The following is a 20,284-nucleotide window of genomic DNA, read 5'->3' on the forward strand; positions in this document are numbered from 1 at the left end:
CAAACAAAAAAACCCTTAAAAAAGGGTTTTTAATTATAGGAATTTAGAAACTTTGTTTATTGGGATAAGGACTGATTGGCCTTCTTCTCATGCTTGCCGTACTTTTTATATGCGAAAACACTGAGCACAAACCCGAGCACTGTGATGGCGGCACAAATCAATCCGACGGCTGCATAGCCGTATGCCACATATACAGGTCCCATCAACGCAGAGCCTAATGTCACGGCCAGATTCGAGGCGAGGCTGTAAAATACCATGATTTTTCCGCGATGACGCTCTGAGCAGTCACTTAAAATGGTGCTGAGCAGTGTCACCGTCAAGCTTTGCATTAATCCCCAAATAAATAGACTGACGATTAACAGAAACATTGACGTCGACGCATATGGCAAACACGCCAGCAGCACGCTGATGCCCCCCAGCGCTATCAAAAGGGAACGCATTTTTCCGATACGGTCGGCCATCTTTCCTGTCACCACACTCATGGAAAACCCGATGCCGTAAATCATGATAAATAAGCCTGCGGCAGTATTTCCACCGGTAAAAATGTGCTGAAGATAGGTGCCCAGGAATGAATACATACCGTAAAAACCAATCATATTACAAAAGGTAATCATGATATAAACGGGTACGCGCGGGACTTTCACCGCATCTCGGAATGTTCCAGCCGGCTCTTCTTTTCCTTCCCCGCCGCTGTTTTTATGCTCGGCATGGCGGCGCATTTCAAGCAGGATCAGCAGAACAACCAAAACACCCATCAAGGCGAAAATCCAAAATGTCCATCTCCAATGCAGGACGCCGCCGATGAATGAGCCGAGCGGCACACCGAAGATCAGTGCCAGCGACCAGCTTGAGACGATCAGTCCCATCACCCTGCCCCTGTATGTATAAGGAACACGATCCCCGACAACTGCGTAAGCGGTCGGCACAAACGCTCCCGCAGCCAATCCTGAAAGCGCCCTGCCTAAAAAGAAGAAGAAGATATTTTGAGCTAAAGCGCACATCACGGTCCCTATAATAAAGATCATAAGCCCGGCCATTAAACTTATTTCCCTGGAGTATTTATCACCTAATGGAACCAAAAGCGGCGCACCAATAAAAATCATAATGCCGTAAATACTGATAGATAACGCAAGGACACTGACATCTGAGCTGAAGGCTTTTGCTAAATCCGGCAGCAGCGGTGAGATCACAAGCTCTTCAGATCCGGCCGCAAATACCCCCATCGTTAAAGCCAGTGCTAACAATAGCGGAAAATGATGTTTTGTTTTGATGTCGTTGTTTTGATTGCTGTTCATTCTTTCTCAAACACCTCTTCCATAATCTTCATATCATAAAGTTGTAATATAGTTTAGCATTGTTTTTTCATAATTTACAATACGTATAGAATCTTTATCATTTTTATTATTTTCATTTACATATTAATATAAATTTCTTCATTTCATTTTAAAAATACCATATAACAGCATGTGAAAAAGTTAACCGGTTTCCGGAGAACTTTTTCTGCTGCGCCTCGCCTGTTGAAATCGCACGATTCGATTTCTCTCAAATCCACATGCTTCGGACATTGTTTTGGGTTGCAGCCGCCTGCTTTTGAGGCTGCACTGGGACAATTGCCGGCTATCAGCCGTTTGGCGATCCTGTTGGTAAGGCCGTGTTCTGTATTATTGGCCAATTTCAAGCGATCGAAATCACGTGCTTTGCTGACATCTTTTTCACCTCATTGTTTTTTGGGCGGCCGTAATTGTGAATGCTTTATAAAATCAGCCGGCCAGATTCATACAGTTTTTTAAGCACAAAAAAGAGACTGACATGATCTCAGTCTCTCATCACTCTATTCATTAACGAGGGTCAATCACCAGCTGTGTTTCTGCATAAAAACTGCCGATTCCAAAACCGTTTACAACGTTCCCTTTAATCGTGTAAGTGCCTGCGCGCGGAAGGGTTTTGCGCACCATGACGAGGTCAAATTCAGACCTGCCTAACAAATCAAGCGTAAGCGGGAGTCTGACTGTCTTGCCATCGTTTAAAATTTGTGTTTCTTTCAGTGTTCTTCCATTCACTGAATCTCTTGTCGTGGCATGAAACCCGTCAGGAAAACGAAATTCTACCGCTCCGAGAGAAAACACCGCTTTTGGTTTATATGTCACTTCAATATCAGAAGTAGTCCACTCTGTTGTGCTGTTGATTGTTTTTGCCCCGATTGATGCAGACTTTGCATGCGCGTGGCCTGAAGGAAGCAAGATTGATAGTAAGACAGCTGAACTGATGAATAATGAAGATACGAATGAAGTTCTTTTTAGCATGACATTATCTCCTTAAATCACTGTTGGGATTGGCCAGAGCGTCCTCTGCAGAAAAAGTGTTTTTTTGTAATTCGCGAATGATCCTTCTTTTTCCTTAAAAATTAATCTATCATCATTTTCCATGGAAGTAAATGCTTTTTTAGGAATATTCACACTTAGGATTATTTTGATAGTCTTATTCTGTTTTTACAAGGTTCTAAAACATGTTTTTTCTCTTTTTTTCAGCCGCATCCGCCTGTCGTTTTGTATCTATTTTCCTATTTTCACAAAAAAGTCGAAGACGCTTTCGCTCTTCGATTGATCATGATCTATCTTTATCTACATTCGGTGTTCCAGTTAAAACCGATCGTCTCATCATCCCATGGAATCCTTTTTTCATCAGGCTGATCAGGGTTATACGACATGGTGGTAAAGTAGATAATCGTCAGCGGCGTTTCTCCCAGCACCCTGTATCCGTGAGCGACCCCTTTTGGAATCAATAACAGCATTGGGTTGTCTTCACCCATATAATAGACGTCAGTTTCTCCTTTTGTCTTTGAACCCTCTCGAAGATCGTAAAGGACAACCTGAGCGTGGCCGGTCGGAAAGAACCATAGGTCATCCTGCTTTTCATGATAGTGAAATGCTTTAATGACACCCGGATAGCTTTTCGACCAAGACGCCTGCCCAAAACGCTCAAGAAGGTTCTCATCATCCCGAACCAGCTCGGCAAAAAAGCCCCTGTCGTCATTATGCTTTGTCAGTTTTTTCACCTTGACTCCTTCAATCACGCGCACTGCTCCTCTCCTGCAAATACTCCCGTAACGCTTCCCGCCAATGGCGGGGGCGGATGCCGGCTTCTTCAATGGCCCGATGGCTCAGTACAGAGTAAGCCGGACGGGGCGTTTTGTTCCCGTATTCTCCTGTCGTGACAGGCAAAATGACTGTCGCCAGCCCGCTTTCTTCCATAATCGCCTTCGCGAATTCATACCAGCTGCATATGCCTGAATTGCTGACATGATAGATGCCCGGCGGATGGCTGAACAGCTTGATGACCGCTTCTGCTAAATCCTTCGTATATGTCGGCGAACCTATTTGATCGTTTACAACCCTCAGCTCTTGTTTCGTTTCGGCAAGTTTCAGCATGGTATGGACGAAATTGCTGCCGCCATGTCCGTACACCCACGATGTTCTGATGATCGTACTGTCTTTCGTTGCTAATCGAATCAATTCTTCTCCGAGCTTTTTGCTTTTGCCGTAGATGGTGTTCGGTTCGAGGGGATCATCTTCCTTGTATGGCTGCGTTCCTTTTCCGTCAAATACATAGTCCGTGCTGATATGAATATATTGAGCGCCGATGCCGGCTGCCTCAAGGGCGGTATAATAAGCGCCGATTCCGTTAATCAAGTACGCTTTATCAAGTTCTGTCTCGCATTTGTCAACCGACGTAAATGCGGCCGTATTGACCACGATATCCGGCCGATAATATCCAAACGAATGCCGTACTGAGCGCTGATCAGAAATGTCCATCATCTTCTTTGTTAAGGCAATGACCTCATATCCGGCTTGCTTCAGCTGGCGGCACAGTTCCAGGCCAAGCTGGCCTCCCGCACCAGTCACCAATACCTTCGTCAATCGAATCACCTTCTCATCGGTCATTGTTTGTATACCAGCGAATCGTACGCGCGATGCCGTCTTCAAACGGCACTTCCTGCCGCCAGCCCAGTTCGTTTTTCAGCTTTGACGCGTTGATCGCATAGCGCCGATCATGCCCTTTTCGGTCTTCCACATGGGCGAACAATTCCTCACAGCCCAGATGCTTCATGATGATGCTCGCCAGCTCTTTATTCGTGCGTTCATTTCCGCCGCCGATGTTATACACCTCGCCGTCTGTTCCTTTTTCTAAAATCAGCTTGATGGCGCGGCAATGATCCTCCGCAAACAGCCAATCTCGAATCTGCAGCCCATCGCCATACAGCGGAACCGGAAGCCCTTGCTTTGCATGGCGGATAATCGTCGGAATCATTTTTTCGCTGTGCTGATAGGGGCCGTAATTGTTGCTGCATCTTGTAATGATGGCCGGAAGCTTATGGGTTTTCACATAAGACAACACGAGCAAATCAGAGCTTGCTTTGCTGGCTGAGTATGGGTTGTTAGGGGAAAGCGGCGTCGTTTCAGTAAACGCGGGATCATCCGGTTCTAAATCCCCGTAGACCTCATCTGTTGAAATATGAATCAGCTTTTTTGCCTTCCCTTGTAAAACCGCTTCCGCCAATCGGTATGTCCCCATCACATTCGTAGTGATAAACGGCTCCGCTTGGGAAATGCTTCTGTCCACATGCGATTCCGCCGCGAAGTGAATCACACCGTCATAGGTCTGATCAAACGCGCGATCGATATCCTCCTGAATACTGATATCCCCTTTTACAAAACGAAATCGGCTGTTTTCCTTTAATATGTCGATTTCCTCCGGGTGGCTGGCGTACGTCAGTTTATCTAAAACGGTAATGCGCGCATCCGTTTCCTTCAGCATGAGCTTTGTAAACGTGAGCCCGATGAAGCCGGCCCCGCCCGTAATTAAATATGATTTTGCCATCACTTTTCGTCCTGTCCTTTCTGTAAAGCCTTGTGTACAAGCCGGGAGGCGAGATGCAGCGATTCATGAGTTCCGGCATCAACCCACCATCCTGATAACACATCATACGTAAGCTGGCTGTTTTCGATGTATAGATTATTCACATCGGTGATTTCCAGCTCGCCGCGCTTTGACGGTGATATTTGTTCAATATATGAAAATACCTCCGCATCATACATATAAATGCCGGTTACACAAAGATTGGTCGGCGGATGCGCGGGCTTTTCGATAATGGAGCGGATCCGCTTGTTTTTCTCATCAATCTCAGCAATCCCGAAGCGTTCCGGATCATCAACTTCTTTGAGCAGCACCTTTGCTCCTTTTCCCTGCTGTTCAAAGCGCTCCGTATAAGGCTTTAATGAATCTTCGAATATATTATCACCTAATAATAAAAGGAAAGGCTCTTTTTTCGTAAAGCGTTTTGCATAAGACAGTCCATCCGAAATGCCCGATGCGGCCGGCTGTACCTGATAAGTGATGGTGACGCCAAGCTCTTCCCCGTTCCCAAGCAGCTTATAAAATTGCGGCATATGCTCTTTTTGGCTGATGAGTAAAATGTCTTTTATTCCGGCTTCCTCAAGCTTCATAATCGACCAGTAAATCATCGGATACGGGCCTACAGGAAGCAAATGCTTGTTGACGGCTTTCGTTAAGGGCATAAGGCGTGAGCCGTTTCCTCCGGCTAAAATAACACCTTTCACATTAACACTTCCTTACATGCATTTTTATACCTCTCGATCATACATATCTTGAAGAATAGCTGTTACCCGCTTGATTCCTTTTCCATCCAAGAGCGGCCTTCCTTCTTGTGCAAAGAAAGGCGCAGAGGATAGCTGCTGATGAGCCGCGACATCTGATGGATAATCGTTTCACCCGATACACGCTCTCCCAGACTAAGATCAAGGACGGCGCCTTGTTCAGCGAATAGTTTGGCTGTTGCGGTTTGACGTTCAACCCGGGAAAGAACAAGGCAAGGCACGCCGATACAAATAGCTTCATACAGAGAGATGTCGCCGGCGGCAATAGCTGCATCAGCTTGTTGCCATATCATTTCTCTGCCATCATCGTGTACTTCGGCTTTTTTTCGGATCCGCCTTCGGACCTTTGGAGAGCCATCCCGCTTTAAGCGAGTTCTTCCTTGCCGATTAACGGAAATGAATTAGGAAGAAAATGATCTCTCTTTTGCACCATTTCCTTTGCGCTCCTACCATTTTATTCAGTATCTTCCCGCCTGTAATCAACCCCTGTTTTGGCTTTCAGTTCCGCTAATAAAGCGTTTGTTGATTCTGTCACCGGATAATTAGCAGCTGTGAATGCCAGACGCGACTCTTCTGCTTTTTCCTGCACAGCGGGACTTTGAAGAACCTCAATCAAAGTGCGGGCCAGTTCATCCGGCTGGTCAAACATAAAATCGCCTAGAGATTCATAATACGGATAAGAGCGGTTTCCGGTTGATTTCCCGATCAGCACAGGCTTTTGAAACAGCATGGCTTCAAGTCCGACTGTTGAGGTTTGCGTCACTGCTGCGTCAACATATGGCAGCACATCATAAAGCCCCGGCTCCTTTTTGAGGACTCGGCATGCTTTATGTTTTTTCGCCGCCTCGTGATACAGATCCAGCTTGTTTTTCCCGATTTCCCACGGGTGGGGTTTGATGATGATTTGCAGCTGATTCTGATCAGAAAGCCCTTCCAGCACACCGGAATAAAAATCTTCTGAAAAGGGCTGAGTGGCAATGAGCACAATTTTTTTAGACGGATGAAAAGCAAGTTTTCGATAGAAGACGGACATATCCATAGGGGTTCTGTTAAAAATCTCATCGAAGCGGGGATGTCCCGTGACGAGAATCTGCTCGGGTTTACAGCCTTTTCGTATGAACCACTCTGCTTCATACGCGCCAAAAACAGCTTGATAGGCTGTAAAAACAGGAATGAAGGCTTCATCTCCCATCAATGCGCCATGCTGAAGACAAATGCTGACGGCACCTCTCCTTCGGCACATGAGAGCGAGCACCCTGCTGTAAACATCTTCAGCCGTTCCGACGACAACGGCCGAAATCTTCTCTTTCTCAAACAGCGTATCAACCGTATCAATGGCTTCCATAAATAAAGGAATATCTTTATAAAGCCGGTCGCGAAACGCTTGATCACCGAATGCCGGGTGATCGTTGAAAGAGGCAAGAATCGAACAGGCTGTTTCGAGATACGGCTTCGGGTCGCCCTTTTGGCATGATTCCGCAATCTCACGCTTACTGATCACTGGCAGATCACAATAATGCGGCAAACTCCATCTGGCCAAAACAGATGTTTTTTCAGGATCAAACTGATAGTAATTTTCGTTTGTAAAACGCAGGTAATCAAAGTGCAAAATGACTTTCCCTTCAACAGGCTCGTCGTTTATTTTGACTATATTCTGTATGTTTTCTTCAAAAAACGGCTGAATCTGCCCTTCATCGATATGCTGATCCGCCGGTCCAAATAACTCTGGTTCTTCTTCCATCATCACTCGCAGCTCAGGGCTGATATATTGATAAAAATTGCTGATAAGCCCAAGCGGAATCCCCTTATAGCGAAGTTTGTCAAAAAGCTCTACATACTTCCGGTACAGCACCCAATAATTGCTTAAATAGGCCGACAAGCTCTCACCCCATCCCAAGCTTTCTTAATGATTCACGCAGATCACGGCAATTGCTCTGCGGAGGAAGATTCCTGACGAATTCATTTTTTTCGGATTCAAACAGCTGAAAGTGAATCGATTGGTCGGTAATATAATTCAGATCCAGCTCCTCAGCCAGCGGGTAAAACGGATAAAAGTGGTTGACTCTCCAAAAGAACCTGGCATCGCCGATCCGATAAAACGCCGGGTTTTCATCCCAATAGGAGCCAAATGTCTCCTTTACCTTTTCAAGCACGGAATACCTGTGCATCACCGAGCAATGATCGATGGCGCACGGCGCGTTCCAAGTCATTTGAGCTGCAGGTCTGACCGTCTCTTTTACAATGTCGCGATGCTCGTTTAAATGAAGGGTTTTGGAGGCTGAGTAAATCACATCCTTTTCAGGGTGGGCATCGAGCTCCTGCACCATTTTCCGGAGCCGATCCGGCATATAAATGTTGTCATCCGTTGCATAGGTGATATATTCACCTTCCGCCATCTCAATCGCCTGATTGATCAGCGCCGCGTACCTCGTCTTTTCCGTTCTTTCCTTTACTCCAGATACATTACTTTGATAAAAACGCACTCGGTTATCATTCAAAAAAGGACGGATTACATTCAGCGTCTCTTCATTGGAGTTGTCATCCATAATAAACAATTCAAAATCTGAAAACGTTTGTGAGAGTATGCTAGAAATGGATTTTGCCACATAATCGCTTTTGTTATAGCTCGTCATAATGACTGACACTTTCGGCAAATCCTACACCTCCTTCTTGGAACTTCACACCTGAAACTATCGTTATCTTATGTTGCTTACGCGCAAGTTGCGCCAGGGATACAAACCAATATGCGAAAAGTTTGTGTATATCTTTAAAAAACAGCGGCTGTCCTGATCAAAATTTGATCCGTCCGCTATCCTTTTTGCGCATATTCCAAGCATCAGCCTCATAAGGTGAAAGAGATAAAACTCGCACCAGCGACTAAGATCGTTTTCCATCGGGGGTGAGTTATCGCGGAGCGTTCACCTATACATCCTGAACATGTTTTGAATGGTTTTCATAAAAAGGAGGAACGATATGAAACCGAAAAAAAATCAATATCAGCAAATGCAGGGATTTGATAATATGCAGGGGTTTCAGCCTCAGTATGGCCCCAATCCTTACCCGCAGCAAGGCCAAGGCGGACAAATGCAGATGATGGGGATGCAGCCAATGATGCCAACAATGCAGCAGGGGCAGCAGCAAGGACAGCAGGGCTTCGGATTCCCGAGCCAGCAGCAAGGCGGCGGTTTTCAAATTCCATCGGGGCCGACACCGTCAGCGCCGGGCCAAAGCGTTCCCGGCATGCTGCCTGTTGAAGAATCTTATATCGAAAACATTTTGCGTTTAAACCGTGGAAAAACAGCTACCATTTACATGACGTTTGAAAACAGCAAGGAATGGCCCTCGAAAATCTTTCGCGGTGTCATCGAGGCCGCGGGCCGGGATCACATTATTATCAGCGATCCGAAATCAGGAACACGCTACCTGCTCCTGACAATCTACCTCGATTACATTACATTTGATGAAGAAATTGCCTATACGTATCCATATTCCATGTCGTCCTATTCGCCAAGATAAAGAAAAAGCCAATCACTCTTATAATGAGGGATTGGCTTTTTTTGTTTATAGATATTTGACGGCTGCGACAACGATCATAATCCAAGAAATAATAAACGCCACGCCGCCGAGCGGAGTAATAGCCCCAAGAATGGAGACTTGCGTCACACTGAGTATATATAAGCTTCCGGAAAACAGCACAATTCCCGCAAACATCAGCCAGCCGGCTGTCGTGACACTGCCGGTGCCGGATAATTTATCGGCCAGAAATGCGACTACGAAAAGCCCCAGGGCGTGATACATATGATACTGCACGCCTGTGTGCCAAACTTGAAGATATTTATCAGGGATTTTCCCTTCTAATCCGTGAGCGCCAAAAGCGCCGAGACCCACAGCAAGGAGGGCGTTTATGGCTCCTAATATGATAAAAACTTTCATCTATCTCTCCCGCCTTTTCGTTAAACTCATATCATTTATCTTATCGCACCTGCACCAAAATTCAATGTTTGTTCTCCGATGACACGAGATTGTCGGATTTTCTCCTGCGCCAAAGCTGAAACTGGTCTGCCGATATTGCCGCAAGCGTCCCTAATACGAGCCCGTTGCTTAAAAGAGAAATAAATACCGGATGCAATCCCTTTAATGCCGTTTCAGGAACAAACATGATACCGACCCCTGTCAGCAGAGAAATACCGATCACAGACCGCACCCTTTTCAGTTCCGCTTTCTCGTATGAATCAAATTCAGCAAAGGCCAGACCGCCCATTGCGGAGAACACAACAAAGTTCACCGCAAATCCAACGGGTGACGGCAGGCTCGCAAACGCATTCATAAAAAACGGGATCACACTGATCACGACAACCAGAATACTGCCGAGCATAAACGGTTTTTTAGAAGACATTTTGGTCGTCTCAATAAAACCCGCGGCTCCAGAAATCGGAACCGGTGCAATAGCTCCCGTCAAACCGCTGAGCAGATGGCTGAACGAAGCGGCAAAACCGGCATGGCGTTCATGATGCTGTCCATCCGGCTGTTTACCGAATTTTTTCACAGCGATATCCACCACCTTCATGCTCGCCAGCATATTCACGATCAGCAGGATGGTAACAAAAATGGAAGTGATGATCAATCCGCTGTTAAATAGCGGGGTGCCAAAAGGAAACAGGGAAGGCAGCTGAAACAGCCGGTCCGGCATTTCCATCGGCTTTGCGGCTCCGGCAGCGGCAAACAGCACCCACCCGCCGAACAAGGCCAATAGAATCGAATATTGCTTAAAAAACATAATGTTCGAATTTGTCATCAAAAAGGCGGCAGCGATCACAACAAGCGCCAGGCCAAATACAAGACCGTCCACCCCGTCCTTTCGATAGCCGATTCCGAGAATTCCTTTTATAATAGGCTGACTCAGCTGCATGACGAGCAGCAATAAATAGACGCCCGTTACAACCGGAGTAAACAAGGCGGCAAGCCGGTCTATAACCTTGAAGACACTTAACAAAAAGAAACATACAGCGCTTACAAGAAGCGCCCCCCTGCAAACCGCGCAATGTGTCCCCATATGTCACAAACACAGTTCCCGTCAGCCCGGCATAGATCGTATACACTCCCCACCACAAGCCGGCGGGGCTTTCATTGATCGGCAGTCTATGGCCTTTCAAACACTGAATAACCGCGGCAATTCCCAGTACAAAAAAGGTGCTTTGGATCAATCTCGCAGAATCAGAGTGATCCAGATGAAACGACTGGGCAACCGCCACCGGTACAACAATTGCCGCAGCAATGATAAACGCTGTCCATTGTAGTGCGCCAAGAACCAATTTCACGTGAGCTCAACCTCTCTCATTAAAAATCAAATAAAGACTCTCCGTTTCCGTCCTCTTCCTGCTTCTCTTTTTCCTGCTTTCGATATTTATTTAATCCCGCGCTTCCCATCATTTTTTCCATCATCAGCTGGTCTGTCGATGGCGGCGCGGCAGAGCTCGGTGTGCTGCTTGGCTGTATGCGGGGCGCGCTCGCAGTCTCCGGCTGATCCAGCACGACGTCACACAAAGATCGGACAACCGCTACATAACGCTTCAGCTCCTCATCCCGTTCAGCAGTCTTTGCTTTTTTCAGCTCCTCTTCCATCTTTTGAATCAAAGCAGATATATGAATGTTCATCAAGAACCCTCCAAAAAAATAAATGTCGTCTTCCTGCATTTTATCAAATTCATGCGGTAAACGCAGATATGAGTTTGTTATTTTTTCTGACAAACCTTGCGCATTTGACAAGCAGAACAAATTTTTCACATAATAAATCACCATATCTTACAAAAAAGGAGCGACGGAATGAACAGCATCCCCTCTATCGTCAGCAAGCATAAGGCCTATTTTGCGGCGGGGCATACGAGACCGCTAGAATCGAGACTGGACATGCTGCAGAAGCTGAAACAAGCCATCAAAACACATGAAGCCGATATAACAGCCGCTCTCTATCAGGATCTCCACAAATCCGAACAAGAGGCATACACGACAGAAGTTGGAATCGTATTGGAGGAAATCAGCTTTGTGATGAAACGGCTGAGAAAATGGATCAATCCGAAACGAGTCAAAACACCGCTGACCCATCTAGGCTCGAAAAGCATCATTATCCCTGAGCCGTATGGGACCGTTTTGGTGATTGCTCCTTGGAACTATCCCTTGCAGCTGGCTCTTTCTCCCTTGATCGGAGCCATTGCAGCCGGAAACACGGTCGTTCTCAAGCCGTCAGAATATACGCCGGCTGTTTCCGCTGTTCTTTCTAGCCTCATCACAAGCGTTTTTCCGAGTGATTATGTCGCTATGGCGGAGGGCGGGCCCGACGTCAGCACAGCGTTATTACAGCAGCCCTTTGACTATATTTTCTTCACCGGCAGCGTTGCCGTCGGTAAAATCGTCATGGAGGCCGCCGCCAAACAATTAATTCCCATTACCTTGGAGCTCGGCGGCAAAAGCCCCTGCATTGTCCACAAGGATGCTGATATACAGCTCGCCGCCAAACGAATCATCTTTGGAAAATTTACTAATGCAGGACAAACCTGCATCGCACCGGATTATTTATTTGTCCACGAAGATATCAAAACAAAACTCACAGAAGAAATGAAGCGTGTGATCAGTGAGTTTTACGGCCCTCAGCCTGAACAAAATCCGCAGTACGGCAAAATCGTCAGTGAACGCCACTATCAGCGGCTGCTCAGCTTTCTCAAAGATGGCGTCCCGCTTACAGGCGGGCAATCTGATCCTGATCACCACAAACTAGCGCCGACGATTCTTGATCAAGTAAAGGATGACTCTCCAGTGATGCAGGAGGAGATTTTCGGGCCGATTCTTCCGCTGTTTACATACAGCGATATCGAGGAAGTCATTGAGAAAGTCCAATCGCGCCCAAAGCCGCTCGCTCTGTATATCTTCACCACAAACAAAGACATCGAGCGGGCTGTTTTAGAGAATCTGTCGTTTGGCGGCGGCTGTGTCAATGATACGTTAATGCACGTCGCAACGCCATATTTGCCATTCGGCGGCGTCGGAGAAAGCGGCATCGGCAGCTATCACGGATTTGACAGCTTTAACACCTTCACGCACAAAAAAAGCGTCGTCAAACAAACGAACCGCTTCGACTTCGCTTTCCGTTATCCTTCATCCAAAAACGGGCTGCGAATGATTCGAAAAATACTTAAATAAAAAAGCGCAGAGTATCTGCGCTTTTTATAAATCCTCTATACACCAATTAATCGGCGCTTCTCCCATTTTCTCCAAGCACGCATTCGCCCGGGAAAACGGCCTGCTCCCGAAAAATCCGTTTCTTGCCGAAAACGGGCTGGGATGCGTCGACTCAATGATAAAATGCTTGGACGTGTCGATCCGTTCTTTTTTCATTTGGGCATGCCGGCCCCATAAAATAAAGACAACCGGACGCTCTCTTTCATTCAAGACGTCAATCACCCGGTCCGTCAGACGCTCCCAGCCTTTACCCTTATGGGAATTCGCCTGTCCGCGCCTTACTGTCAGCACCGTATTCAGCAACAGAACCCCTTGCTTTGCCCAGCTGACAAGCGACCCGTGATTCGGGATGCTGCATCCGATATCCTGCTGCAGCTCAAGAAAAATATTCCTTAATGAAGGCGGCTGCTTCACACCCGGCTTTACGGAGAAGCTTAAGCCTTGAGCCTGTCCCGGACCGTGATACGGGTCTTGACCGAGAATGACGACCTTGACATCATCGTATGAGGTATAATGCAGCGCATTAAAGATATCTCGGCTGTCCGGATAAATCGTTTGCTCCGCGTATTCCCGCTTCAGCATCTCTCTGAGCTCTTGATAATACGGTTTCTCAAACTCTTCCTTCAGCTGATTCCACCAGCTGTCCTGTAGTAGCTGTTTCAAGATTCAGGCCTCCCTTACGAACGATGAAGTCTGGAATAGACAGGCTTGCCATCCCAAACGATTTCACTTTGTGCTTCCCGTCTTTTCATCTCAGGCTCTTCAAGCAGGACGGCAAAGTTTTTCGTCGGCAGTTCCCCGAGTCCGTGCTTTTCACTTAAACGATCCAAATACTGTTTCCGCTTGTCGCCAAGGTCCGCAGACTGATTGTCTCCCGCGTCACTAAAGGCATAAATCACACTGGCGCAAGGGACACGCTTCACCCGGTGCTCCTTCGCCGCGCGCAAATAAAAATCCCAGTCCCAATAATTGTGCACATCAGCATCGAAATACCCGATTTCATTATGCAGAAAACGTCTGTACATGCTGCCCGACGGCACATATGTAGAGAACACTCTCATATCCTCATAGTCAGCGGTGTAAGCAAACAGCTTCCGTGAAATAGGATACCTTGTTCCGTTTTTCTCTTCAAACGAGACAATTTCCGCATCAGAATGAACGAAATCTGCCGTTTCTATTTCCTTCGCCATTCTCTCCACGTGCCCTGGCGTAAAGAAATCATCGTCATCACAAAGCATGATGCAATCGCCAGACGCCTCTTTCACACCGGCATTTCTCGCCGCCACATGCCCCGAGTTCTTTTCTAAATTGATGACAGCAATCGGCAGCTCCGGATACAATGCTTTAACTGGCAAGACCGATTCCCCGGCATCATTCACAATAATAATTTCATACGGTTTCAAGGTCTGCTCAGAAATCGATTCCAGCAGCTCACACAAAGCCGGAATCCGATTATAGGTCACAATTACGATAGAAATCTTCATGTTGCTCTCCTTCTCATTTTCATAGTCATGTACTATTAAAACATATATTGGACGGGAGATCAGTGGGAATATCCTACCGAAACGAGAAACTAAATTGAGAGAAACAGCAGTGTTGCACTGATCAGGAGCGCCATGATTATTGTCAGATCTCCAAAAACATGAAAGAGATCTTTTAGGCGGACGCCATTCGGAAGGATAAGGTGCCAGAGCTTAGATTGATAGACCGGAAGCAACACAAGCGCATAAGCAAGACACAAAAACGTAAAAGCCGGCGGAACAAAAGCACAGCCTGTATCCTCCCAATTCCTCACGATGTCTTTCACACTTGATCCATCTAATAAAAACAAAGATATCATGATGGCCAGCAACACAAAGGATCCCAGTTGAACCTCGAACAGGCGCATTTTCTGGTTATATGCAAACCGGACCGCCCAAAACCAAACGTAAGCATATGAACATAACAGCATAAGAATGGCTCCGGCCGTATATACGACGTCAGGCAGCAGATCTAGCAGAAAGACAAAAGGCAAGCTGGTCAGCATAGCCAAGAGCATACAGCCGCCCGTAAACAAAAATACTGCTCCATGAGCTACAAAACCATATAAACAAGAGCTAATCTTCACAATCTGCACCTTCCTTACATAGAAATTCTATGTACATAAATAAAAAATCAGGCAAGCTGACGCCTGCCAATATAACAGCCCATTCGGCCGAATAACGGAAATAGCAGCGTTGCACAAGCACAAGTTTCGACAAACCAAGATGAAAGCAAGGATTGAAACAGCACAACAGGAATTAAATGAAATAGAAAAACAAGCATAAAAATGACGTTTGGCACCATGCAGATCAGAATCGTATGCAAAACAAGCTGCTCTCCATGTTTCCCAAACTCCCTCACCCCTTGATACCCAATCAGCACCCAGTAGATCATATATGCAGCTAAGATCAGCCACACAGAAACAGAAATGCCTTTCCATACAGCATGAACAATGGGTGATTCAAGCCAGGCATGCATCATCGTAATGATGATACCGCCAGCGAAAAGTGCGCTGTTAAAGAAAAGATGGAACATTAAAAACGCTCGGAACGTGACAGGCTGTTCTTTCTTAAACGAAGAAACGATGTCAGCTGGCGTTCCAAACGCCTGCATTAAAGTCTGCATAGCTTCCTCTTCACTCATCCCTTCCTGAAAAGAGTGGAACAAATGATGTTCAATATGGCTCTCAATTTCATCAATCACTGCCTCATCTTCTGGAAGCCCCTTAAGCCCGTTTTTGATTTCGGATAGATACGTTTTTTTATTCATTCTGCCCGCCCCGCTTCAACATTCGGTCCATCATAGCGGAAAATACGTTCCATTCCTTCTTGCGTTCCGCCAGCACCTCTTTGCCTTCATCTGTAATCCGGTAGTATTTGCGGTCCGGCCCTTTCTCCTGCTTCTCCCAATATGACGAAATAAATCCTTGGCGTTCAAGCTTGTGAAGAGAAGGATACAAGGTGCCTTCTTTCATCTGAAGTTCATTACTGCTGCGTGTTCCCATTTCTTTGACAAGCTCATAACCGTACATCGGCCGCTCGTCCAGAAGCGTCAATACCAATATAACAGTGCTGCCCTTAACCAGCTCACGATTTAACATCACAAAACCCCTACCTAGTTTTCTTATGTAGCATTTTACGAAAGCCCTTTGGTATTGTCAAATGATTCCTATCGATCTTCTATATTGTGATACAGAGAAAATCTAACTATAATGAAAGATAAAACACGATGGAGGTTCAAGACATGTCTATGCATAAAGCACTCACCATTGCCGGCTCAGATTCCAGCGGCGGTGCTGGGATTCAAGCTGATTTAAAAACATTTCAAGAAAAAAACGTATACGGGATGACCGCCTTAACGGTGATCGTTGCCATGGACCCGAACAACAGCTGGGACCATCAAGTCTTCCCGATCGATACTGATACAATCCGCGCCCAGCTTGCAACCATTACGGACGGCATCGGTGTGGACGCCATGAAAACAGGAATGCTGCCAACCGTTGACATTATCGAGCTTGCAGCAAAAACGATCAAAGAAAAACAATTAAAAAATGTGGTGATCGACCCGGTCATGGTTTGTAAAGGAGCAAATGAAGTCCTTTATCCGGAGCATGCCCAAGCCCTGCGTGAGCAATTAGCACCGCTAGCCACTGTCATTACGCCGAATCTCTTTGAAGCCAGCCAGCTCAGCGGCATGGATGAATTAAAAACAATTGACGATATGATCGAAGCTGCGAAAAAAATTCACGCACTCGGCGCTCAATATGTTGTGATTACAGGCGGAGGCAAACTCAAACACGAAAAAGCCGTTGATGTTCTTTATGACGGAGAAACAGCGGAAGTTCTTGAAAGCGAAATGATCGATACGCCTTATACACATGGCGCAGGCTGTACGTTCTCAGCAGCCGTGACAGCAGAGCTTGCCAAAGGTGCGGAAGTCAAAGAAGCCATTTACGCGGCGAAAGAATTCATTACCGCTGCCATTAAAGAATCCTTCCCGCTTAACCAGTATGTCGGACCTACTAAGCATTCTGCACAGCGCCTGAATAAACAATCATAAATAAAAAAGGCTGCCTTCCAGAGAGGCAGCCTTTTTTATATGAGCGAAGAGTTTTCACAGAAAAAACTGCCGATTCCATTGGCAGCCTGTTTATTTGATTTTTAAATTGTTCGCAGATTTCCGCAAGAATGCTTCTATCGACTGAACAAAAAGTGCATATTCCTTCATTTGCTCATATGCCCGTGAAAGAATTTCCGCCGTTTCACTGTGCGGCGCTGTCCCGCCAAGCATTTCTTTCACTTGAAGCAGCACATCCTTATATTCTTCCCGCTTATCTTCAACTTGGTCCGCAGCAGCTTCCAAACATTCCGGCGTTATCTTCTGTTCATGTATATTCAAGAAAACAACTCCTTTTACAGAAAAAAATAGTAGGTTATCGTTGAAGAATAGCACAGATGACTCAGATTTCACATAAGAAAATAGGAGGATTTTCTACATAAGTGTCCAAATCCCGACGCTCATCGCAGATTTTCCTGTCGAGCTGACTGTTACTTCATCATTTCCCGGGAAAGGAAAATATCTCGCGCTGAAGACCTCTTCTCCGTTATTGACGAAAACTTCTAAAGATGACGCGTCGATAAACATATGCAAGGTATGCAAATCATTCATTCGGCAATGTCTCGCTTCTGTTCTTTTTCCATCGAAGCTCGTTCTCTCCAGCTTAACAACCCCTTCGTCCTTATGAAAGGAAAACACAGCCGTACCTCGGATACTGATTGAAAATCCAGACTCCGTCTGAATGTCTTCAATCAGGATCTCAGCTCTTTCAGGGTTCTCAACCGGAAGTAAGCCAGATGATCCATGCATGCTGATTTGTATGTTCTTCTCATTCCTGCGCATGGCTTTCAGCTCGGGCAGCGGCTGCTGAATCAGTTTCCGGCCTGATAGCGTCAGCTGTCTTGGCAGCGTCATACAATGAATCCAGTGATAGTCAATCGTCGGATGAGCTCCTTCATCCTGATCGGGCACAGCCATCCATGCAAACAAAATCCGCCTTCCCTTATCATCTTCAAGTGTTTGCGGCGCGTAAAAATCAAAACCTTGATCAAGCTCCGTAAAATCACCATGCTTCAGTTCAGGCTTGTTATAATCGAGACGCCCGACAAAATAACCTGATTGATACACGTTCTGAAAGCGAAAATCATCTGCCTCAAGCCCTTGAGGCGAGACAATCAGCACATCTGATCCTTGAAGGGAAAACAAATCAGGGCACTCCCACATGTACCCGAAATCGTCCAGACCGTTGAAGCCCGCGCCGGTTATCGGACCTAGGAACCTCCACTCTGTCAGGTTATCAGAAGCAAACAGCACGGCCTGCCCTTTCAAATTTTCCGTTTGCGCACCGATCACCATATACCATATGCCTTCATGCTCCCATACCTTCGGATCACGAAAATGCGGCGTGTATCCCTTTGGGAGGCGGGCGACGACACCCTTTTTCTCAAAGGACAGTCCATCGTCAGATACTGCCAGGCATTGATACGTTTCCCGATTCCCATCCTGATCCCTGACATTTCCTGTATAAAAAAGATAGAGCCGATCGTCTTTCGTGACAGCGCTGCCCGAGTAGCAGCCGTTTTTATCGAACCAATCACTCGGAGCGAGCGCAATGTCTTCTCGCTTCCAATTCACAGCATCCTGTGTCGTATAATGCCCCCAAAATTTCGCGCCGTGTCCCGTCTGAAATGGCTGCCACTGAAAAAACACATGATAGCTGCCCTTCCAATACATCACGCCATTCGGGTCATTCAGCAGCCCAACCGGCGGCATAATGTGAAAATGCTGACGGTGCGGATCGCTGTTAGCGATAGTCTCTTTTTTCTCCACTTCTTCATAAGCCCGGCGACGAAGCTCCTGATCATATGCTGTCATTTTTTTCTCCCCTCATCCTCATTAATTTTCATGATAAACGCTGCAATGAACGCTGACACTCCCGCAATGGCCATCCCAATCAGATAGTTGATCAAGTTGCCCATGCCAAATGGCGCGGCAATGGCGATCATCGGAATACCCGTTAATCCGTAAGCGTTTGCTGCCACATGTGTAAAGACGACATATGCACCGCCCAGCGCGCCTCCGATCATCGCGGCGATAAATGGCTTACGGTAGCGAAGATTGACTCCGAATATGACGGGCTCAGTGATGCCGAGAAAAGCAGAAAATGCAGCCGGAAGCGCAATTTCTTTTGTTTTTGCTTTTTTCGCCATAAAGAAGACGGCAAGGCCGGCCCCGCCCTGTGCAACATTCGCCATTGACCAGATCGGCAGCAAGTAGTTTTTGCCGATATCTGCAATAAGCCCCGCCTCAATTGCATGGAAGCTGTGATGAACGCCTGTCAGCACGATAAGTGAATACGTGCCTCCGAAAATCAGACCCGCAACAAAACCGGCATGGTCATATACATAGGTTAAAGCAACCGTAATGCCGGAGCCAAGTGCTCTGCCCAGAGGACCAATCGCGATAAAAGCGACAAACCCGGTGACAATCACTGTGACAAAAGGTGTAACAAGCAAATCTACCGCATGCGGAACCACTTTTCTTGTCCATTTCTCTACCTTGCTCATTACATAAACCGCCAGCAGTACTGGGATGACAGTTCCCTGGTAGCCCAGAAGTGCGATATCAAATCCGAAAAGATGCATATAATCAGGTGTCGCTTCCGCCAACCCCCATGGATTCAAAAGATTCGGATGAATCATGATTCCCCCGATGACCGCTCCCAAATAAGGATTGCTGCCAAATTCTTTTGAAGCGCTTACTCCGATGAGAATCGGCAAGAAAATAAATGCCGCACTTGAGAACATATCAAGCAGCTGCAGCAGCGCAGAATCCTTGCTCATCCAATGAAACGCATTGACCATACCGAGTAATCCCATTAACAGGCCGCTGGCCACAATCGCCGGAATGATGGGAACAAAAATATTAGAAAGCGTTTTCGCAAACCTTGCCGCGGGATTCAATTTTTCTTTTGCCGCATCCTGGTGATTGACGTGATCTTCACGCTCAATGTCGGCTTCCTTTGAAAAAGCGTCGTATACCTTATTCACAAGGCCTGTTCCGAAAATGATCTGATACTGGCCAGAGCTGCTGAAAGCGCCTTTGACGCCATCAAGCTCTTCTACTTGCTCTTGATCTATCTTTGATTCATTTTTTATGACTAAACGCAGTCTTGTTGCACAATGAGCCGCGCTGATAATGTTTTCTTTCCCCCCGAGAAGCTCAATAAGTCGTTTTGCAGTCTCTTTGTAATCCATCTGTTTTTCCCCCTTTTATTTAAACAAAAAAGACCTAAAATT

The 20,284-nt window shown here is 46.4% G+C and carries 21 protein-coding genes and 3 pseudogenes; 3 read left to right on the top strand and 21 right to left on the bottom strand.

Annotation, left to right across the window (positions count from 1 at the left end):
• Positions 1-56 precede the first annotated feature (56 nt).
• The 10 genes and pseudogenes from G4P54_RS19520 to G4P54_RS19560 all read right to left on the bottom strand — a co-directional run bounded on the left by G4P54_RS19520 (position 57) and on the right by G4P54_RS19560 (position 8,329).
• Entirely contained in the window at positions 57-1,295 is a 1,239-nt protein-coding gene (locus G4P54_RS19520; RefSeq protein WP_167873586.1) for an MFS transporter, read from the bottom strand.
• 543 nt (positions 1,296-1,838) lie between these two features.
• A complete protein-coding gene (gene bslB / locus G4P54_RS19525) occupies positions 1,839-2,303 on the bottom strand; it encodes a biofilm surface layer hydrophobin BslB (RefSeq protein ID WP_024713112.1) in 465 nt (154 codons plus the stop codon).
• Between the two features lie 314 nt (positions 2,304-2,617).
• Complete coding sequence (locus G4P54_RS19530) at positions 2,618-3,073, bottom strand: dTDP-4-dehydrorhamnose 3,5-epimerase family protein (protein WP_167873587.1); 456 nt, start codon at positions 3,071-3,073, stop codon at positions 2,618-2,620.
• Positions 3,066-3,917 (bottom strand): dTDP-4-dehydrorhamnose reductase, encoded by an 852-nt coding sequence (gene rfbD / locus G4P54_RS19535; RefSeq protein WP_024713114.1) that lies wholly within the window; start codon positions 3,915-3,917, stop codon positions 3,066-3,068. The genes G4P54_RS19530 and rfbD overlap by 8 nt, the downstream gene beginning before the upstream one ends.
• Before the next feature lie 13 nt (positions 3,918-3,930).
• Positions 3,931-4,878: a dTDP-glucose 4,6-dehydratase gene (gene rfbB, locus G4P54_RS19540; protein WP_167873588.1), complete on the bottom strand. Its 948-nt coding sequence runs from the start codon at positions 4,876-4,878 to the stop codon at positions 3,931-3,933.
• Positions 4,878-5,618: a sugar phosphate nucleotidyltransferase gene (locus G4P54_RS19545; RefSeq protein WP_024713116.1), complete on the bottom strand. Its 741-nt coding sequence runs from the start codon at positions 5,616-5,618 to the stop codon at positions 4,878-4,880. The genes rfbB and G4P54_RS19545 overlap by 1 nt, the downstream gene beginning before the upstream one ends.
• Before the next feature lie 24 nt (positions 5,619-5,642).
• Positions 5,643-6,019: pseudogene (locus G4P54_RS19550) on the bottom strand (PseG/SpsG family protein); the annotation flags it as partial.
• A pseudogene (locus G4P54_RS21700) lies at positions 6,012-6,108 on the bottom strand (hypothetical protein); the annotation flags it as partial. The pseudogenes G4P54_RS21700 and G4P54_RS19550, both read right to left, overlap by 8 nt.
• Before the next feature lie 21 nt (positions 6,109-6,129).
• On the bottom strand, positions 6,130-7,554 hold the full coding sequence (locus G4P54_RS19555; RefSeq protein ID WP_167873589.1) for a CDP-glycerol glycerophosphotransferase family protein: 1,425 nt from the start codon (positions 7,552-7,554) through the stop codon (positions 6,130-6,132).
• Positions 7,555-7,558: 4 nt separating this feature from the next.
• A complete protein-coding gene (locus tag G4P54_RS19560) occupies positions 7,559-8,329 on the bottom strand; it encodes a glycosyltransferase family 2 protein (protein WP_167873590.1) in 771 nt (256 codons plus the stop codon).
• A gap of 319 nt (positions 8,330-8,648) precedes the next feature.
• Between G4P54_RS19560 and gerQ the strand changes: the two genes are divergently transcribed.
• On the top strand, positions 8,649-9,191 hold the full coding sequence (gene gerQ / locus G4P54_RS19565; RefSeq protein WP_167873591.1) for a spore coat protein GerQ: 543 nt from the start codon (positions 8,649-8,651) through the stop codon (positions 9,189-9,191).
• Positions 9,192-9,236: 45 nt separating this feature from the next.
• On the opposite strand, the gene G4P54_RS19570 is transcribed toward gerQ, so the two are convergent.
• From G4P54_RS19570 to G4P54_RS19580, 3 genes and pseudogenes are all read right to left on the bottom strand, one after another.
• Entirely contained in the window at positions 9,237-9,608 is a 372-nt protein-coding gene (locus G4P54_RS19570) for a DUF423 domain-containing protein (RefSeq protein WP_024713121.1), read from the bottom strand.
• A 61-nt stretch (positions 9,609-9,669) separates the two neighbouring features.
• Positions 9,670-10,993 (bottom strand): annotated as a pseudogene (locus G4P54_RS19575) (purine/pyrimidine permease).
• Between the two features lie 19 nt (positions 10,994-11,012).
• Positions 11,013-11,330 (bottom strand): YwdI family protein, encoded by a 318-nt coding sequence (locus G4P54_RS19580; RefSeq protein WP_167873592.1) that lies wholly within the window; start codon positions 11,328-11,330, stop codon positions 11,013-11,015.
• A gap of 168 nt (positions 11,331-11,498) precedes the next feature.
• Between G4P54_RS19580 and G4P54_RS19585 the strand changes: the two genes are divergently transcribed.
• On the top strand, positions 11,499-12,869 hold the full coding sequence (locus tag G4P54_RS19585; protein WP_167873593.1) for an aldehyde dehydrogenase: 1,371 nt from the start codon (positions 11,499-11,501) through the stop codon (positions 12,867-12,869).
• A gap of 24 nt (positions 12,870-12,893) precedes the next feature.
• Here the strand turns inward: G4P54_RS19585 and G4P54_RS19590 are convergent, their stop codons facing one another.
• The 5 genes from G4P54_RS19590 to G4P54_RS19610 all read right to left on the bottom strand — a co-directional run bounded on the left by G4P54_RS19590 (position 12,894) and on the right by G4P54_RS19610 (position 16,029).
• Positions 12,894-13,571: a uracil-DNA glycosylase gene (locus tag G4P54_RS19590; RefSeq protein WP_167873594.1), complete on the bottom strand. Its 678-nt coding sequence runs from the start codon at positions 13,569-13,571 to the stop codon at positions 12,894-12,896.
• Positions 13,572-13,585: 14 nt separating this feature from the next.
• Entirely contained in the window at positions 13,586-14,392 is an 807-nt protein-coding gene (locus G4P54_RS19595; RefSeq protein ID WP_167873595.1) for a glycosyltransferase family 2 protein, read from the bottom strand.
• A gap of 89 nt (positions 14,393-14,481) precedes the next feature.
• Complete coding sequence (locus G4P54_RS19600) at positions 14,482-15,015, bottom strand: hypothetical protein (RefSeq protein ID WP_167873596.1); 534 nt, start codon at positions 15,013-15,015, stop codon at positions 14,482-14,484.
• 47 nt (positions 15,016-15,062) lie between these two features.
• The gene (locus G4P54_RS19605) at positions 15,063-15,698 is read right to left on the bottom strand and encodes a permease prefix domain 1-containing protein (RefSeq protein ID WP_167873597.1); all 636 of its coding nucleotides are present in this window, start codon (positions 15,696-15,698) and stop codon (positions 15,063-15,065) included.
• Complete coding sequence (locus tag G4P54_RS19610) at positions 15,691-16,029, bottom strand: PadR family transcriptional regulator (RefSeq protein ID WP_167873598.1); 339 nt, start codon at positions 16,027-16,029, stop codon at positions 15,691-15,693. The genes G4P54_RS19605 and G4P54_RS19610 overlap by 8 nt, the downstream gene beginning before the upstream one ends.
• A 143-nt stretch (positions 16,030-16,172) precedes the next feature.
• Here G4P54_RS19610 and G4P54_RS19615 point away from each other — a divergent pair, with 143 nt between their 5' ends.
• The gene (locus G4P54_RS19615) at positions 16,173-16,988 is read left to right on the top strand and encodes a bifunctional hydroxymethylpyrimidine kinase/phosphomethylpyrimidine kinase (RefSeq protein ID WP_024713130.1); all 816 of its coding nucleotides are present in this window, start codon (positions 16,173-16,175) and stop codon (positions 16,986-16,988) included.
• 90 nt (positions 16,989-17,078) lie between these two features.
• On the opposite strand, the gene G4P54_RS19620 is transcribed toward G4P54_RS19615, so the two are convergent.
• The 3 genes from G4P54_RS19620 to scrA form a co-directional block, all read right to left on the bottom strand.
• Positions 17,079-17,327, bottom strand: a complete 249-nt coding sequence (locus G4P54_RS19620) for a hypothetical protein (protein ID WP_024713131.1) — start codon at positions 17,325-17,327, stop codon at positions 17,079-17,081.
• Between the two features lie 93 nt (positions 17,328-17,420).
• Positions 17,421-18,860, bottom strand: coding sequence for a sucrose-6-phosphate hydrolase (gene sacA / locus G4P54_RS19625; protein WP_167873599.1), 1,440 nt, complete (start codon positions 18,858-18,860; stop codon positions 17,421-17,423).
• Positions 18,857-20,242 (bottom strand): PTS system sucrose transporter subunit IIBC, encoded by a 1,386-nt coding sequence (scrA, locus tag G4P54_RS19630; RefSeq protein WP_167873600.1) that lies wholly within the window; start codon positions 20,240-20,242, stop codon positions 18,857-18,859. Before scrA ends, sacA begins: the two co-directional genes overlap by 4 nt.
• Positions 20,243-20,284: the final 42 nt, after the last annotated feature.

This window comes from Bacillus tequilensis, assembly GCF_012225885.1.
Lineage (GTDB): Bacteria > Bacillota > Bacilli > Bacillales > Bacillaceae > Bacillus > Bacillus tequilensis.

Coding starts and splice junctions, on each gene's coding strand:
- scrA (WP_167873600.1), bottom strand. CDS start 20,242: ATGGATTACAAAGAGACTGCAAAACGACTTATTGAGCTTCTCGGGGGG.
- sacA (WP_167873599.1), bottom strand. CDS start 18,860: ATGACAGCATATGATCAGGAGCTTCGTCGCCGGGCTTATGAAGAAGTG.
- G4P54_RS19570 (WP_024713121.1), bottom strand. CDS start 9,608: ATGAAAGTTTTTATCATATTAGGAGCCATAAACGCCCTCCTTGCTGTG.
- G4P54_RS19585 (WP_167873593.1), top strand. CDS start 11,499: ATGAACAGCATCCCCTCTATCGTCAGCAAGCATAAGGCCTATTTTGCG.
- rfbB (WP_167873588.1), bottom strand. CDS start 4,878: ATGGCAAAATCATATTTAATTACGGGCGGGGCCGGCTTCATCGGGCTC.
- G4P54_RS19520 (WP_167873586.1), bottom strand. CDS start 1,295: ATGAACAGCAATCAAAACAACGACATCAAAACAAAACATCATTTTCCG.
- G4P54_RS19580 (WP_167873592.1), bottom strand. CDS start 11,330: ATGAACATTCATATATCTGCTTTGATTCAAAAGATGGAAGAGGAGCTG.
- gerQ (WP_167873591.1), top strand. CDS start 8,649: ATGAAACCGAAAAAAAATCAATATCAGCAAATGCAGGGATTTGATAAT.
- G4P54_RS19595 (WP_167873595.1), bottom strand. CDS start 14,392: ATGAAGATTTCTATCGTAATTGTGACCTATAATCGGATTCCGGCTTTG.
- bslB (WP_024713112.1), bottom strand. CDS start 2,303: ATGCTAAAAAGAACTTCATTCGTATCTTCATTATTCATCAGTTCAGCT.
- G4P54_RS19610 (WP_167873598.1), bottom strand. CDS start 16,029: ATGTTAAATCGTGAGCTGGTTAAGGGCAGCACTGTTATATTGGTATTG.
- G4P54_RS19605 (WP_167873597.1), bottom strand. CDS start 15,698: ATGAATAAAAAAACGTATCTATCCGAAATCAAAAACGGGCTTAAGGGG.
- G4P54_RS19615 (WP_024713130.1), top strand. CDS start 16,173: ATGTCTATGCATAAAGCACTCACCATTGCCGGCTCAGATTCCAGCGGC.